Source organism: Halosimplex carlsbadense 2-9-1, from assembly GCF_000337455.1.
Lineage (GTDB): Archaea > Halobacteriota > Halobacteria > Halobacteriales > Haloarculaceae > Halosimplex > Halosimplex carlsbadense.
Genome location: NZ_AOIU01000013.1, coordinates 316,981 through 330,875, shown reverse-complemented (window position 1 = coordinate 330,875; position 13,895 = coordinate 316,981). Strand labels below are relative to the sequence as shown.

Sequence of the window (13,895 nt, the reverse complement as noted above, 5' to 3'; positions counted from 1 at the left end):
GGAGATGTAGTATCTAAATTTTATCAAGATTTATTTACCAGTAGCTTGTCTTGGGAGTGTAATGTCAGACGATGATGACATCAGTAGAAGAAGTGTCTTGAAACGAGTCGGAGCGACCGGTGCAGTGTTGGCGGCCGGGACCGGTACGGCCGTTCCCAGTTCGGCGTCGTCGGCGCCGAGGATGGATATCACCGTCTGGAATCGCAGAGACGTCTCCCCGTTCGATATCTGGCCTATTCGACAGGCAGTCGAAGAGTTTCTGAGCTATCTGGACAGCAACGGCGTCATCGACGGGTACGCGGCCAGAGTCCCGCAGCAAACGCTGTACGAACGGTATCACGATAAAGAGTACTGTGATTCTGGTGCAGGTACTGATGAATGCGATATCGAATCCAACAGCGAAAGCTCTCCTTGCGATGAGAGTTGGTTAATGAACGCCGTGGAGGCGCTCAAAACAGACAAAGCGAATGATCCGAGCGGCGGTGATCAGATCGGGGATAACGTGCTGACAGCCGATGTTCACTTGTTCGTGACCTCCACCAGTGATTTTGCGAACGTGGTAGGGACGGATAAAGATAGACACGCTTACGAACACGGTCCTGCGTTCGCGTACGTCGGTACTGAGGGTGGCTACGGTGAGTACGCCAATGACGGTGACTTGGAACGGATCAAGAACGCGGCGATCCAAGAGATCGGTCACGCGTTGATGAACCCGATTCTGGTTCCGGAGATCGATGGGATCGCGAACCGGCACGAAGAGCATGCGCTGGGGAAGATCCGCAGTGACGGGTCGGCAACGCCGATGATGACGTTCTACGAAGGTGACGACACCTATCCCTGCGGAGACGAGGCGAACCTCGCCGGCAAAGGGGAGTGCTCGAAATCGCGCTACGACAGCTGGGACGGTACCCAGAGTCAGCAGATCTCGGACTGCACGCTCGAAGTCATGAAGCAAACCTGGAACCCGGACTGACGCGGACCCGTTCGGTAATCCGGGCTCGCCACGGCCACCCCGAAAGAGGCCTCGGAGCGCCATCGTGGTTCTCGTCCGGCGGGTTTCCTCCGAGGAACGTCCGCACCGGTAGCAGCCCACCTTCCCACCGAGTCGGCGTTCCGTCCGTGGAGCCGGACAGTTCCGTAGTGCCTAGATCGGGTTCCGTGACTGGCCGTGACGAATGAAACGTGGCGGGAAGCGGCTACAGCGTGTCCAGAAACGCGTCGAGAGCGCCGCTCTCGGGGTGACAGTGGCAGTAGGTCCCGAGCGTGCGGTACTCGGTGAGGCCGTCGCGGCCGTCGGCGATACCCTCGCCGCGTTCCACGTCGAAGGCGAAGCGGGCGTCGCTGGCGGTATCGGCCGTCGAGTAGTGGAACTCGTGGCCGCGGAGGGTCCCGCCGGCCGACGCGGTGAGGGTGTCCCCCCGGGCGCGTACTTCAACGTGGTCGAGCGCCTGATATCGGTCGTGCATCGCCACGTCGGCGGGCAGGACGCCGGCCATCTCGTAGGTGTCGCCGTCGGTCGTCGTCAGCGACTCGGAGAGCGCCATCAGCCCGCCGCACTCGCCGAGGACGGGGAGGCCGTCGGCGGCGCGGTCAGCCAGCGTATCGAGCGCGGGACCGTCAGCGAGGTCGGCGGCGAAGCGCTCGGGGTAGCCGCCGGGCAGGTACACGCCGTCGCAGTCGGGCAGGTCCTCGCCGTCGGCGGGCGCGAACGGGACCAGTTCGCCCCGCTCGCGGATCCGTTCGAGCGTCGCCGGGTAGACGAAACAGAAGGCGTCGTCGCGCGCGACGGCGACGCGGGGGCCGGCCGCGTCCCCGCTACGCGGGCCGCTGGGACCCCTCACACCGCCGGACGCTTCGGGACGGGGCGGCTCTCGGGCCACCGCTCGGAGGCGGTCGACCCTGAGGTGCTCGGCGGCGGCATCGAGCGCGTCCTCGCCGAGCGGCGATTCCTCGCCCATGTGGAGGCCGAGGTGGCGATCCGGAATTTCGAGGGCGTCGTCGGGCGAGGTCCGACCGAAGTAGGTCAGGCCGTCGGGCAGCGCCTCGCGGATCCCGTCGGCGTGGCGGCCGCCGTGGGCGCGCTGGGCGATCACGCCCGCCACGTCGATGTCGCGGCCGGCGTGGGCCGCGTACTCGCGGAAGCCGACGGCGGTGGCGGCGACGCTCTCCATCCCGGCGCTGGCGTCGACGACCAGGACGACCGGGAGGTCGAGCGTCTCGGCGACCATGGCCGTCGAGGAGGCGTCGCCGTCGTACAGCCCCATGACGCCCTCGACGACGCAGATTGCGGGGGACCTCGTCCCCCGAGCGGACGGGCCGTGGCCGTCCGTGCCCTCGCCGCGCCGGTAGTTGCGCCGCAGGCCGTCCTCGCCCTGGAGCCAGCGGTCGAGCGTCCGCGAAGGGCGACCCGCGACGCGCTCGTGGTGGCTCGGGTCGATGAAGTCGGGACCCGCCTTGGCGGGCCGGACGGACACGCCCTCGCGGTCGAGGGCCCGAATCGTCGCGAGGGTCGCGACGGTCTTGCCGACGCCTGAACTCGTCCCGGCGAGGACGAACCCCTTCATCCGTCGCCCCCGGTCGGTTCCGCCTCTCCGGCGTCGGTCGGCCCGTCCGCCGCCCGGACGACCAGTACGGACAGATCCGAGAACGGCGTGTCGTCCGGCCCGTTCCCACCGGCGCGGGTCGCCAGGTCGCCCAGCGTCGTCGGGGTTACCGTCTCGTCGTCGTAGGTGAGTCGCTCGTAAACGATCGCGGTCAGCGACTCATCGGCCCCGGCGTCGCACAGGTCGGCGGCCACGTCGCCGGGCATCAGGTCGTAGGGACGCGGGAGCACCAGCAGGTGGCGGTCACCGACGGCGGCCCGCAGTCGCTCGCGGTCGGCAGCCAGGTCGCCGCGCTTGTGGAGGGTGACGAAAGTCGACGCCTCCATCGGCGTCCGAGCGCGACTCGCGGCGACCTGAAGCGCGGAGATCCCGGGCACCACGCGGACGGGGGGGTCGACGGCCCGTTCGATCCGGCCGAGGAACTGGTAGCCCGAGAAGTTGGGGTCGCCCATCAGGACCGCCGTCCCCGCGGCGCCGTCGGCGACCCGGTCGCCGAACGCCCGCAACGTCTCGCTCTGGTCGTCGTAGCCGCAGGCGAGGGCCGTCCCCTCGATCCGGTCGCGGACGTGGTCGACCACCGTCTCGAAGCCCACGACGGCGTCGGCCTCCCAGATCGCTCGCTCCGCGCGCGGGGAGAGGTACTCCGGGTTTCCGGGGCCGATACCGACGGCGTGGACCGGCTCCGCGGCCTCGGTCCGATCGGCCGCCGCGTCCGGCGGTTCGGGCGCCGCAGCGGCGACGGCCTCGGGCGGACGGTCGTCGTCGGTCGAGGATGTGTCCGTCACGATATCGGGTCCACGAGGGGCGGACCGTTGACCGTTTCGGACGGTCCGACGGCACAGTCAGTAGATCCGCCGCGTGAAGAAGACGAGAGTCCCCAGGACCAGCAGGCCGATCCCCCAGTAGAGGGAAGGATACGGCAGATATTCGAGCAGGAGCGTGACGATGCCGGAGCTGATGAGCGACCAGCCGATGGTCGTTCGGTACGCCATGGACGGCCGTCGGCGCCCGCGCCGATAGTTACCCGCCGGTTTCGAGCGTAGCGCGAACCTACCGGTCGATCCGGAGTCTGCGGCAACCTAGGTAGCGCGGCCGTCGAACGGTGGAAGGGACACCGTGGCGACGCCGACGCGGTCGAGGAGGAACCGACAACCGGACGACCCGGACACGGTCTCCCGTCAGCTACTCGCGGGGACAGCCCGTTGCTGGCCGGTTTTCCCGCAGATCCAGGAACCGACGAGGCCGCCGACGAGACCCGGGACCGCGGGGATACCGATGACGGCGGCGCTGAAGACGACGAACAGCAGCGTCTCCGCGGGAGCGAACGACCACGCTTCGGCGAAGCTCTCGGCGCTGGTGCGTATCGCGGGGGCGATCCAGACGTAGCCGGCGAGGCCGCCGATCAGGCCGGCCCTGAGACTCGCAGCGCTCACGTCGGCCGAGTAGCGGCGGGCGAGGAAGCCGGCGACCAGTCCGCCGACGACGACCATGTTGAACGAGAAGGAGTCGCTCGCCACGGAACTCCAGTAGGCGGCGAGTGTGAGCGGCATCGACACCACACCGCCGACGAGGGCGTACTGCCAGGTCCGCGAGAGCGAACCGGGCGGGCGGCCGGAACCGGGACCAGTTCGGGACATGCACTATCGGTTGACACTACTGCGCGCGCCGGCATAAATCACGCGCCGCTCGACGGGTGCGGATCCGTCGACCCACGCTCACAGCCGCTCGGCGAGCGTACCGGCGGTCTTGGCCCCGACGCCGTCGACGCGCTCCAGTTCGTCTCGCGACGCAGAGCGGACGTTCTCGACGCTGCCGAACCGCCGGAGGAGTCGCTTTCGCGTCTCGGGGCCGACCCCGTCGATGTCGTCCAGCACCGTGGACACGTCGTCCCGCAGGGTCTGGTGGTACTGGACGGCGAAGCGGTGGGCCTCGTCGCGGGCGCGCTGGAGGAGGTGCAGATGCCCGGCGTCGTCGGGCCAGTCGTACACGCTCGTCGGGGTCACCACGAGCTCCTCGTCTTTGGCGAGGGCGACCGCCGGCACGTCCCAGCCCGCGGCGGCCAGGGCGTCCCGCGCCGCGCCGAGTTGGCCCTCGCCGCCGTCGATGAGCAGCAGGTCGGGGTCGGGCCGCTCGTCGCGCCCCTCGACGGCGCGGTCGGCGCGCCACCGAACCAGCGACCGCATGTTCGCGTAGTCGTCGTTCTCGTCGTCGAGTTTCTTCCGGCGGTAGTCGGCCTTTGCGGGCTCGCCGTCGACGAAGGTCACGTCGCTGCCGACCGCGGATTTCCCCTGGGCGTGGCTCACGTCGAAGGCTTCGACCCGCTCGACTCGCGAGTCGAGGCCGAGCGCGTCCGCGAGTGCGCGCCCCTCGTCGTCCCGACGGTCCCGGCGGCGGGCGTTCTTCAGCGCCAGGTCCACCAGCGTCGCCTCGCGGCCGGCGCCGGGCACTCGCAGGGCGACGCCTTCCCGCTCCAGCCACGCCTCCAGATCCGCGTCGTCGGGGTGGTCCGAGCAGAGGACGGCGTCGGGCAACTCGCGCTCGGCGTAGAACTGGGCGACGAACGCGGCGAGCACCGCGCCCGCGCGTTCGCCCTCGGGCGCGTCGAGCGTGTGGCGCTCGCGGTCGACGAGCTTGCCGTCCTCGCTGTGGAGCCGCGCGACGGTCGCCCGTTCGCCCTCGACGGCGACGCCGAGCACGTCCACCGCGCGCTCGCGGTCGGACTCCTCGTGGCGGCCCTCGCTGGCGACGGCGTCGCCCGCCTCGCCGTGGATCACCTCGACGGCGTCGAGTCGGTCGCGGAGGTTCGCCGCCCGCTCGAACTCCCGGTCGCCCGCCGCCGCTTCCATCTCCCGTCGGATCGGGTCGGCCAGCGCGCCCGTCTCGCCCTCGAAGAAGCGCTCGACCGCCTCGGCGTCGCCCAGATACCCCTCGGCGTCCACGTCGGTCTCGGGGACACAGGGTCCCGAACAGAGGCCGATGTCGTGGTCGAGACACGGCCGGTCGCGGTTGGCGAACTTGTGGTCCGAACAGCCCCGCAGACCGTAGGTCTCTCGGACGGCCTTGACGACGGTCTCCAGGCGGCCCTTGTCGGTGAACGGGCCGAAGACGGTCGCGCCTGGCGCGGGGTCGCGGGTGATCTCGATTCGGGGGAACTCGTGGGCAGTCAGCTGGACCAGCGGGTAGGACTTGTCGTCTTTCAGCCGGACGTTGTAGCGCGGGCGGTGGCGCTTGATCAGGTTCGCTTCCAGCAGCAGTGCCTGGGTCTCCGTGTCGGTGACCGCCACCTCGACGGACTCGGCCTCGGCGACCATCCGCCGGATGCGCTCGCTCCTGGGGTCGGCGTACGACCGGACGCGGCTCCGGAGGTCGACCGCCTTCCCGACGTAGAGCACCCGTTCGTACGAGTCGGTCTCGGCGAGATCGGTGTCGGAGGAGGTGAAACCGCCCATCCGGCTCTCACCGTCGGGACTGGCGTCGTCGCCGTCGTTCGGGCTCCGCTCGCCAGTTCCGTGGCCTCGCTTTGCTCGGCCACGCGACTCGCGGGCGAGGAACTGGTAGACGCCGGGCTCGGCGGGCAGGTCGCCGGCTCGGCCCCGGACCGCGTCGGGATCCATCGCTCGCCGGTAGCGACTCGGTGGATTTGAACCCTGCGTCCGCGGGCCGGTGCGTACTCGGTGTAGAGCGTGACGGTATCGTTGCGATAGCGGGCTCGCCTATGCACCAGATTTAAGCCCCATAACCGTCGAACCTAGAGGTGACGCTTCGTCTTGGAGGGCCGAAGCGTCAGCGGGGACCAATTCAGAGCGGGAATTCGGCTGGTTTTTCGGCCGATTCCTTCGCTCTGTTCGACAACGCTTGCTCGGAGAGGGCGGAGTCTGTCGATTCGTTCGCGAACGAACTGAGCACAGGCTCGGAAGCGGAGCGAAGCGGCTGTTTCGGTGAGCGATGCGGCCAGCAGGGCGACGGGGAGCGACCCGCCGGTTCCCACAGGCACTTGCGGCCGCCGGCCGTGCGGTCCGCATGGAGTACACGACACTCGGTAGCACGGGGACCTCGGTCAGTCGGATCTGTCTCGGCTGTATGAGCTTCAGCGAGTCGGGTGAGGGCTGGAACGTCGACCGCGAGACGGCGACGGAGATCGTCGACCGCGCGGTCGAACTCGGCGTGAACTTCTTCGACACGGCGAACGTGTACAACGCCGGCGAGTCCGAGTCGATCCTCGGCGACGCCCTCGCCGAGCACGACCGCGACGAGCAGGTGATCGCCACGAAGGTCCGGTTCCCCGGCGCCGACGACCACCGCAACGCCGCGGGCCTCTCCCGGAAGACCATCGAGCAGGAACTCGACGCCTCGCTCGACCGGCTGGGCGTCGACACGGCCGACCTCTACCAGATCCACCGGTGGGACCCGGACACCCCGATCGAGACCACGCTTCGAACGCTGGACGACGCGGTGCGCCGCGAGAAGGTCCGGTACCTGGGTGCCTCCTCGATGTGGGCCTACCAGTTCGCCGAAGCGCTACACGCCAGCGACCGGCTGGGCCTCGACCGCTTCGAGACGATGCAGAACCACTACAACCTCGTCTACCGCGAGGAGGAACGGGAGATGCTCCCGCTATGCGAGGAGAAGGGGGTGGGCGCCATCCCGTGGAGTCCGCTGGCCCGGGGCTACCTCGCGCGGCCGGACGACGAGTTCGAGTCCACCGAACGCGGTGCGAACGACGCCGACGAGCGGGGCGAGCGGATCGACGAGCACTACCGCGCCGGCGGCGGCGTCACGGTCAACGAGCGGTGCGAGGAACTCGCGGCGGAGAAAGGCGTCTCGATGGCCCAGATCGCGCTGTCGTGGCTGTGCCACCAGCCCGCCGTCGACGCGCCGATCCTCGGCGTCTCCAGCGTCGAGCACCTCGAAGACGCGGTCGAAGCCGTCGAGGTCGACCTCTCGGAGTCCGATCTGGAGTACCTCGAAGCACCGAACGAACCCGTCGGCGTCACCGGGCACTGATCCCACGCCGGTCCGTGACCCCACCGGTCACGACCCGCGCGGCGGACGCCCGGTCGCCGGTGGTCTCCGTCCTCGCTCCGGACCGTCGGGACTCACCGACCGCCGAGCGGGTCCGCACTGTCACAGTCGGATCCGCCGGTCGCGCCCGACGGTGCGCCGCCCCGCTCGTCGGGGGCCGTCCCGTCGGAGCCGGGCCCGCCACTGTCGTCCGGCGACCCGTCGAACAGGACGACTTCGAGGTCGGCGACCGCGCCGTCGATCGTGTCGTCGTCGGCCGGGACGCGGATCGGGTCGGCGTCGCCGGCGACGCCGACTTCGAGCACGCGGTCGCGGGTCAGCAGGTAGACGGCGAAGACGAAGACGGCGAACAGCACGAGGAAGGCGCCGATCAGCCGCGCGAACTCGTCGATGCGGGCGATCAGCGAGAGGAACCGCTGGAGGATCGAGAGCAGTCCGCCCATCCCGAGCCGGCCGGCGCCGGCCCCCGCGAAGGCGTCGGTCGGGACGAACGACCCGAAGTCGACGAAGACGCCCACTGCGAGCAGGGCGAGCCCGTAGACGGCGAGCCGGGTGCCCTGCCGGAGGAGGGTGGTCTCGCCCTCGTGGCCGGCGCGTACGGCGGCGACGTTCGGCAGCTCGACGGCGCGGTAGTTCTCCCCGTCGCGGTCGGGCGTGAACGCCAGCAGGCGGTGGGTGGTGACGACGACCCGAGTGCCTTCGCCCAGTTCGACCCGCTCGCGAACCGACTCGCCGTCGAAGCACAGGTCCTCGACCGACCCGGCCCACGCGCGCCCACCCGTCCCCCGGACGCTATCGAGCAGTCCGCGGAGTCGGGACATATCTCCCCCTGTCTCGCGGTGGGTCTTGAAACTGTGGCCCGGAGTCTCGCGACTGATAAGCGCGGATTTCCCGCGGCAGGCACTGCATAACTACGTGGACGAGCGCGCGAGCGCGACGCATGCTCGACGCCTTCCGGCGAGGGGCGGTCGCGATGGCCTGTCGCTGGGCGCTGGTCGTCGCGGTCACCGGCGTCGAGGCGGCGGCGCTGTCGGTGTGGCTGGCGCTGCTCGCCGACGCGAGCCCCGCGTCTCGGGAAGCAGCCGTCGGCGTGGTCGTGCTCGCCGCCGCCTTCCTCGTCGGCCAGTTCCTGGTCGACCTGGCAGTCAACGGATCCGCGGTCGGGTTCCCGCTGGGGCGGACGCTCGGCGTCGCCCTCAGCGAGACCGCAGTCTGGACGGGGTGGCTGGCCGTCGTCGCCGCCCTCGGCGACCCGCGCGGCGCGTTGGTCGGCGGCGTCGCCCTCGCCGTCGCGCTCGCGGCCCAGCACACCGCCGAGGTCGACGCCCTCCGCGGGGCGCCGCTTGGGTCGCGACTCGTCGATCCCAGCACCGTCGGCTACAGCCTCGTCACCGCCGCCGGGGCGACCGCCTGGCTCGCCCTGGAGGCGGGATTCGCGAGCGCCGGACCGCTGGCCGACCTCCCTGGGAGTGCCAGTCTCGCGCCCGAAACTCTCGGGCTCGTCGTGCTCGTCGTCGCGTTACTGGTCGAACACGTCGCCGGCGTCGCGGTCGCGCGCCGCGAGTGCGCCGAGCGGACGGCCCCGGCCTGGTTCCGCTCGCGGTCGTCCACGTGAGCGCGGCGGGCCGAACGCGTCCGGGAGACGCGACCGTCCGCGACTGTCGGATCCGCTGGCTACAAACCCGCGCGCGCCCCACGGGGAGGTATGAGCGACGACACGGTCAGGTGCTGGCTGGTCGACCGGATCTCCCGCGACGAGAACCTCGTCACGCTGGTGTACGCCACCCCCGACGGGGAGCGCCACCTCACCAAACAGCTGTCCTTCCAGTTGCTCTCGCGCAAACCCACGACGGCCGCCGTCGACGTCGACCCCGAGAAACTGGAGCCGACGGCCGACGACGAGCGCGAGCGCTACGCGACCCAGGCCCAGTCGATGGCCGACTCCCACGACCCCGACGACGAGGTCTGATCCCGGCCGTCGGCGTCGGCTCGCGACGCTCGCCGTCCGCGGCGCTGACGCTCGCACGGAGCGCCCGAAAGGTGGGTTTCGGATGTATGAAAACCTAAATCGGAGGGCGCGAAAGGCCCGGCCATGCCAGCGATCGAACTCGACGGCGTGACGAAACGCTTCGACGACGTCACCGCCTTGCGGGGGGTCGACATGACCGTCGAGGACGGGGACGTGTTCGGGTTTCTGGGGCCCAACGGCGCCGGCAAGACGACGACGATCGACATCCTCCTCGATTTCGTCCGCCCGACCGCTGGCTCCGCCGACGTGTTGGGCATGGACGCCCGCGAGGAGTCGGAGGCCATTCGGGAGCGACTCGGGGTGCTCCCGGAGGGCTACGACCTGTACGACCGGCTGACCGGGCGCCACCACATCGAGTTCGTCGGCGAGGCCAAGCGGGCCGACCCCGACCCCGAGGCCATCGCCGACCGCGTCGGCCTCGACTCCGAGGATCTGGACCGGAAAGTCGAGGGCTACTCCCGGGGGATGGCCCAGCGGCTCGCGCTGGGGATGGCGCTCGTCGGCGAACCCGATCTCCTGATCCTCGACGAGCCCTCCAGCGGACTGGACCCCAACGGCGCGCGCCTGATGCGCCAGATCGTCCGCGAGGAGAACGAGCGCGGCGCGACCGTCTTCTTCTCGTCGCACATCCTCGGGCAGGTCGAGTCCGTCTGCGACCGCGTCGCCATCCTCCAGGACGGCGAAGTGATCGCCGTCGACACCGTCGAGGGGCTGCGCGAAGCGACCGACACCGGGACCCGCCTGGTCGTCAGCGTCGACCCCGGCGAGGCCGAGGCGGCCGCCGACGCCGCCCGCGAGGTCGACGCCGTCGAGCACGCCACGGTCGAAGGGGACGACCTCGTCGTCACCGTGGACAGCGACGCGAAGATGACCGTCCTCACGGCCATCGAGGACGCCGGGATCGCGGTCGACGACTTCGAGACCGAGGAGGCGTCGCTGGAGGACCTGTTCGCCGCCTACACCGACGCTGCGACCGACGCCACCCCGGCGGCGACCGCCGGCGGGGCAAGCGATGCGGAAGTGAACGACGACGAGGAGAATACCGGGGCCGACGACGCTGAGGGAGGTGCGGACCGATGAGCGCAGACACCGGAAGCGACGGCAGCGGTCTCGACGGCGCACTCCGGGACGCCTTCGACTGGTACCCGGTCGCCAAGAAGGAGTTCCGCGACGCCATCCGGTCGAAGGGGCTGTGGGTCCTATCCTTCCTGTTCACGGCGCTGTTCGTCATCCCGGCCGCGCGCAACTGGTGGACGCTCCGCAACGCCCAGCAGGTGCCGCGGCGCCTGCAGGAGTTCGGGCTGCAGGTGGCGATCTCCCGGCCGTACCTGGACATCGTCACGCTGCTGGTGCCCATCGTCGTCGTCTTCGCGGCCTACGCGGCCGTCTCCGACGAGCGCACCAGCGGGTCGCTGAAGGTCCTCCTGTCGCTACCGTTCTCCCGCCGCGACGTGATCGTCGGGAAAGTCGTGGGTCGCAGCGCCGTCGTCGGCGTCCCGCTGCTCGCGGCGCTCGGCCTGACGGGCCTGTTTTTCGCCGTCTCGCCGTTCACGTTCAAGGCCGGCGTCTTCGCCTGGTTCGTCCTGTACACCGTCGCCTTCACCGTGGTGTTCACTGCCGTCGTCGTCAGCATCTCCGGCGCGATGTCGACGAACCTCCGGTCGCTGGCCGGCGCCGGCATCGTCTACTTCTACCTCTCGTTCGGCTGGAACGCCCTCGCGAACTCGATCGGCGACGTGCTGGCCCAGTTTGCCGGGATCGAGGGCGCGCTGCGCTGGCAGATCGTCCTGTTCGTCAAGCTGCTGAGCCCGACCCAGGCGTACAAGACGTTGACTAACTCGATGCTCGGCGAGGGCGCGGGCGCCGCGACGACCGCCCGCTACGGCATGTTCCAGCAGGGCCAGGAAGCTATGGGGACCATCTGCGGCGACGTGCTCGGCGGCAACCCGCAGGTCCGCCAGACGATGTTCGGCAACCAGACCGTCTGCCAGACCGGTGGCTCCGGCCTCCCGTTCTACTTCTCGGACCCGGCCGTGTTCGCGAGCTTCCTCGTCTGGATCGGACTGGCCGCCGCGATCAGCTACTACACCTTCGACCGCGTGGACCTGTAGCCACCGGGGCCTCGACTGGCCTCAATCCTCGACATCGACGCCGTACTCACGTAGTTTCGACTCGAACGCCTCGACGCCGTCGAGGATCGGCACGTCGTTGTCGTCGGCGTCGTCGCGCTTGGTCTGGCCGGGGTTCGATCCGGTCACGAGGAAGTCGGTGTTGCTGGAGACGCTGCTGGTCGCGGAACCCCCGGCTCGCTCGACCAGATCCTGGGCATCGCTGCGGGTGTAGCCGTCGAGCGAGCCGGTGAAGACGAAGGTCAGCCCGTCGAGGGCGTCGCCGGTCGTCGTCTCCGCTTCCCGTGGGTCGACGTGGGCGAGCAGACGGTCGAGCACGTCGCGGTTGGCCTCGCTGTCGAAGAAGTCCCGAATTTCGTGGGCGACGGTCGGGCCCACGTCCGCGACGGCCTGCAGGTCGTCCTCGTCGGCCTCGCGGACGGCGTCGAACGTGCCGAAGTGGCGGGCCAGCGAGGCGGCGACGGTCTCGCCGACCTCGGGGATGCCGATGGCGGTGAGGAAATCCGCCAGCGGCGGCTCGCGGGCGTCGTCGAGTTCGGCGAGCAGATTCTCGGCGCTCTTCTCGCCCCACCCCTCCAGGTCGGTCAGGTCGTCGACGGTCAGTTCGTAGAGGTCGGCCACGTCGTCGACGAGGTCGGCGTCGAGCAGCTGCTGGACGCGCTCTTCGCCGACGCCCTCGACATCGAGGCCCTTGCGGGAGGCGTAGTGCTGGACGGACCGCTCGCGCTGGGCGCGACAGCCCAGCCCGCCCGAACAGAAGGCCATCGGACCGTCGCGCTCGACGGCGCTCCCGCAGACGGGACACGTCGCGGGGAACTCGAAGTGGCCGTCGCCGTCGGCCTCCGTGACTTCCGCCACCTCTGGGATCACGTCGCCCGCGCGGCGGACGCGCACCTCGTCGCCCACGTCGACGCCCAGTCGCTCGATCTCGGCGGGGTTGTGCAGCGAGGCCCGCGAGACGGTGACGCCGCCGACCTCGACGGGGTCCATCAGCGCCACGGGGGTCAGCCGGCCGGTCCGGCCGACCTGGACGACCACGTCGCGGACCGTCGTGTGCTCGCTGCGGGCGGGGAACTTGTAGGCGAACGCCCAGCGGGGCGCCCGCGAGGTGGTGCCCAGTTCGTCGCAGGCGTCGGTGTCGTTCACGGAGATCACGACGCCGTCGATCTCGTAGTCGAGGTCGTCCCGTTCGTCCAGCCGGGCGTCGCGGTAGTCGACGGCGGCCTCGATATCACCTACGACCTGGGTCCGGTCGCAGACGCGCAGGCCCCACTCGGGGAAGGTCTCGTGCATCTCCCAGCGGGTGTCGAACTCCCACCCGTCGAGCACGTCGAAGAAGAACACGGAGAGCGGCCGTTCGGCCGTCACGGAGGGGTCCAGTTGGCGGAGCGTCCCGGCGGCGGCGTTACGGGGGTTGGCGAAGGGGTCGTCGCCCCGTTCGACCAACTCGCGGTTGTACGCCTGGAAGGCGGGCTTGGGCATGTACACCTCGCCGCGGACGGCGAGGAACTCGGGGTAGTCGCCGCGCAGGCGCTGGGGGACGCTGGGGATGGTCCGGACGTTCTCGGTCACGTCGTCGCCGACCGTGCCGTCGCCCCGCGTCGCGGCGCGCTCGAAGACGCCGTCCTCGTAGACCACCTCGACCGACAGGCCGTCGAACTTCGGCTCGCAGTAGTACTCGATCTCCCCGTCCCAGTCCGCCGAGTCGAGCCCCTCGCCCACGCGACGGTCGAACTCGCGGACCTCCTCGGCCTCGCCGCCCTGGTCGATCGACCGCATCGGCGCGACGTGTTCCACGTCCGGGAGTTCGTCGCGGGGCGCGCCGCCGACCCGCCGGGTCGGGCTGTCGGCCGTCTGGATGCCGAACGCCTCTTCGAGGTCCCGCAGTCGCGAAAAGAGGGCGTCGTACGTTCGGTCGTCGATCTCCGGGTCGTTCTCGACGTAGTAGCGCTGGTCGTGATAGCGGACCGCCTCGCGGAGGGCCTCGGCCTGGGCCTCGGCGTCGGCCTCGGTCAGTTCCTCGACCGGGTCGAAGTCGGTCGGCGGCTCGGCGAGATAGGAGTTGTCCGCCGGTGCGTCGGCCGCGTCGTCGCTCATTGGCCGACCTTCGCG

The 13,895-nt window shown here is 70.0% G+C and carries 13 protein-coding genes; 6 read left to right on the top strand and 7 right to left on the bottom strand.

Annotated elements, in window-relative coordinates; all coding sequences use genetic code 11:
* Nucleotides 1-61 precede the first annotated feature (61 nt).
* Nucleotides 62-973 (top strand): twin-arginine translocation signal domain-containing protein, encoded by a 912-nt coding sequence (locus tag C475_RS07225; RefSeq protein ID WP_082223266.1) that lies wholly within the window; start codon nucleotides 62-64, stop codon nucleotides 971-973.
* Nucleotides 974-1,196: 223 nt separating this feature from the next.
* On the opposite strand, the gene C475_RS07220 is transcribed toward C475_RS07225, so the two are convergent.
* From C475_RS07220 to C475_RS07205, 5 genes are all read right to left on the bottom strand, one after another.
* Nucleotides 1,197-2,564 (bottom strand): cobyrinic acid a,c-diamide synthase, encoded by a 1,368-nt coding sequence (locus C475_RS07220; protein WP_006883144.1) that lies wholly within the window; start codon nucleotides 2,562-2,564, stop codon nucleotides 1,197-1,199.
* On the bottom strand, nucleotides 2,561-3,388 hold the full coding sequence (locus C475_RS07215) for a cobalt-precorrin-7 (C(5))-methyltransferase (RefSeq protein WP_006883143.1): 828 nt from the start codon (nucleotides 3,386-3,388) through the stop codon (nucleotides 2,561-2,563). The genes C475_RS07220 and C475_RS07215 overlap by 4 nt, the downstream gene beginning before the upstream one ends.
* 57 nt (nucleotides 3,389-3,445) lie before the next feature.
* Nucleotides 3,446-3,595 carry a hypothetical protein gene (locus tag C475_RS24270; protein WP_006883142.1) on the bottom strand — a complete coding sequence of 50 codons (150 nt, stop codon included), beginning with the start codon at nucleotides 3,593-3,595 and terminating at the stop codon, nucleotides 3,446-3,448.
* Nucleotides 3,596-3,781: 186 nt separating this feature from the next.
* The gene (locus C475_RS07210) at nucleotides 3,782-4,240 is read right to left on the bottom strand and encodes a DUF5518 domain-containing protein (RefSeq protein ID WP_006883141.1); all 459 of its coding nucleotides are present in this window, start codon (nucleotides 4,238-4,240) and stop codon (nucleotides 3,782-3,784) included.
* Nucleotides 4,241-4,318: 78 nt separating this feature from the next.
* Nucleotides 4,319-6,217 carry an excinuclease ABC subunit C gene (locus tag C475_RS07205; RefSeq protein WP_006883140.1) on the bottom strand — a complete coding sequence of 633 codons (1,899 nt, stop codon included), beginning with the start codon at nucleotides 6,215-6,217 and terminating at the stop codon, nucleotides 4,319-4,321.
* Between the two features lie 406 nt (nucleotides 6,218-6,623).
* Between C475_RS07205 and C475_RS07200 the strand changes: the two genes are divergently transcribed.
* Nucleotides 6,624-7,607, top strand: a complete 984-nt coding sequence (locus C475_RS07200; protein WP_006883139.1) for an aldo/keto reductase — start codon at nucleotides 6,624-6,626, stop codon at nucleotides 7,605-7,607.
* A gap of 92 nt (nucleotides 7,608-7,699) precedes the next feature.
* Here C475_RS07200 and C475_RS07195 read toward each other — a convergent pair whose 3' ends face one another.
* Nucleotides 7,700-8,446, bottom strand: a complete 747-nt coding sequence (locus tag C475_RS07195; RefSeq protein WP_006883138.1) for a hypothetical protein — start codon at nucleotides 8,444-8,446, stop codon at nucleotides 7,700-7,702.
* A gap of 119 nt (nucleotides 8,447-8,565) precedes the next feature.
* On the opposite strand from C475_RS07195, the gene C475_RS07190 reads away from it, so the two are divergent.
* The 4 genes from C475_RS07190 (at nucleotide 8,566) to C475_RS07175 (ending at nucleotide 11,765) form a co-directional block, all read left to right on the top strand.
* Nucleotides 8,566-9,240 (top strand): hypothetical protein, encoded by a 675-nt coding sequence (locus tag C475_RS07190; RefSeq protein ID WP_006883137.1) that lies wholly within the window; start codon nucleotides 8,566-8,568, stop codon nucleotides 9,238-9,240.
* Between the two features lie 90 nt (nucleotides 9,241-9,330).
* Nucleotides 9,331-9,594, top strand: a complete 264-nt coding sequence (locus C475_RS07185) for a hypothetical protein (protein ID WP_006883136.1) — start codon at nucleotides 9,331-9,333, stop codon at nucleotides 9,592-9,594.
* Nucleotides 9,595-9,717: 123 nt separating this feature from the next.
* Nucleotides 9,718-10,734 carry an ABC transporter ATP-binding protein gene (locus C475_RS07180; RefSeq protein WP_006883135.1) on the top strand — a complete coding sequence of 339 codons (1,017 nt, stop codon included), beginning with the start codon at nucleotides 9,718-9,720 and terminating at the stop codon, nucleotides 10,732-10,734.
* Complete coding sequence (locus tag C475_RS07175; RefSeq protein ID WP_006883134.1) at nucleotides 10,731-11,765, top strand: ABC transporter permease subunit; 1,035 nt, start codon at nucleotides 10,731-10,733, stop codon at nucleotides 11,763-11,765. The genes C475_RS07180 and C475_RS07175 overlap by 4 nt, the downstream gene beginning before the upstream one ends.
* 21 nt (nucleotides 11,766-11,786) lie before the next feature.
* Here the strand turns inward: C475_RS07175 and ligA are convergent, their stop codons facing one another.
* Nucleotides 11,787-13,880 carry an NAD-dependent DNA ligase LigA gene (ligA, locus tag C475_RS07170; protein ID WP_006883133.1) on the bottom strand — a complete coding sequence of 698 codons (2,094 nt, stop codon included), beginning with the start codon at nucleotides 13,878-13,880 and terminating at the stop codon, nucleotides 11,787-11,789.
* Nucleotides 13,881-13,895 lie beyond the last annotated feature (15 nt).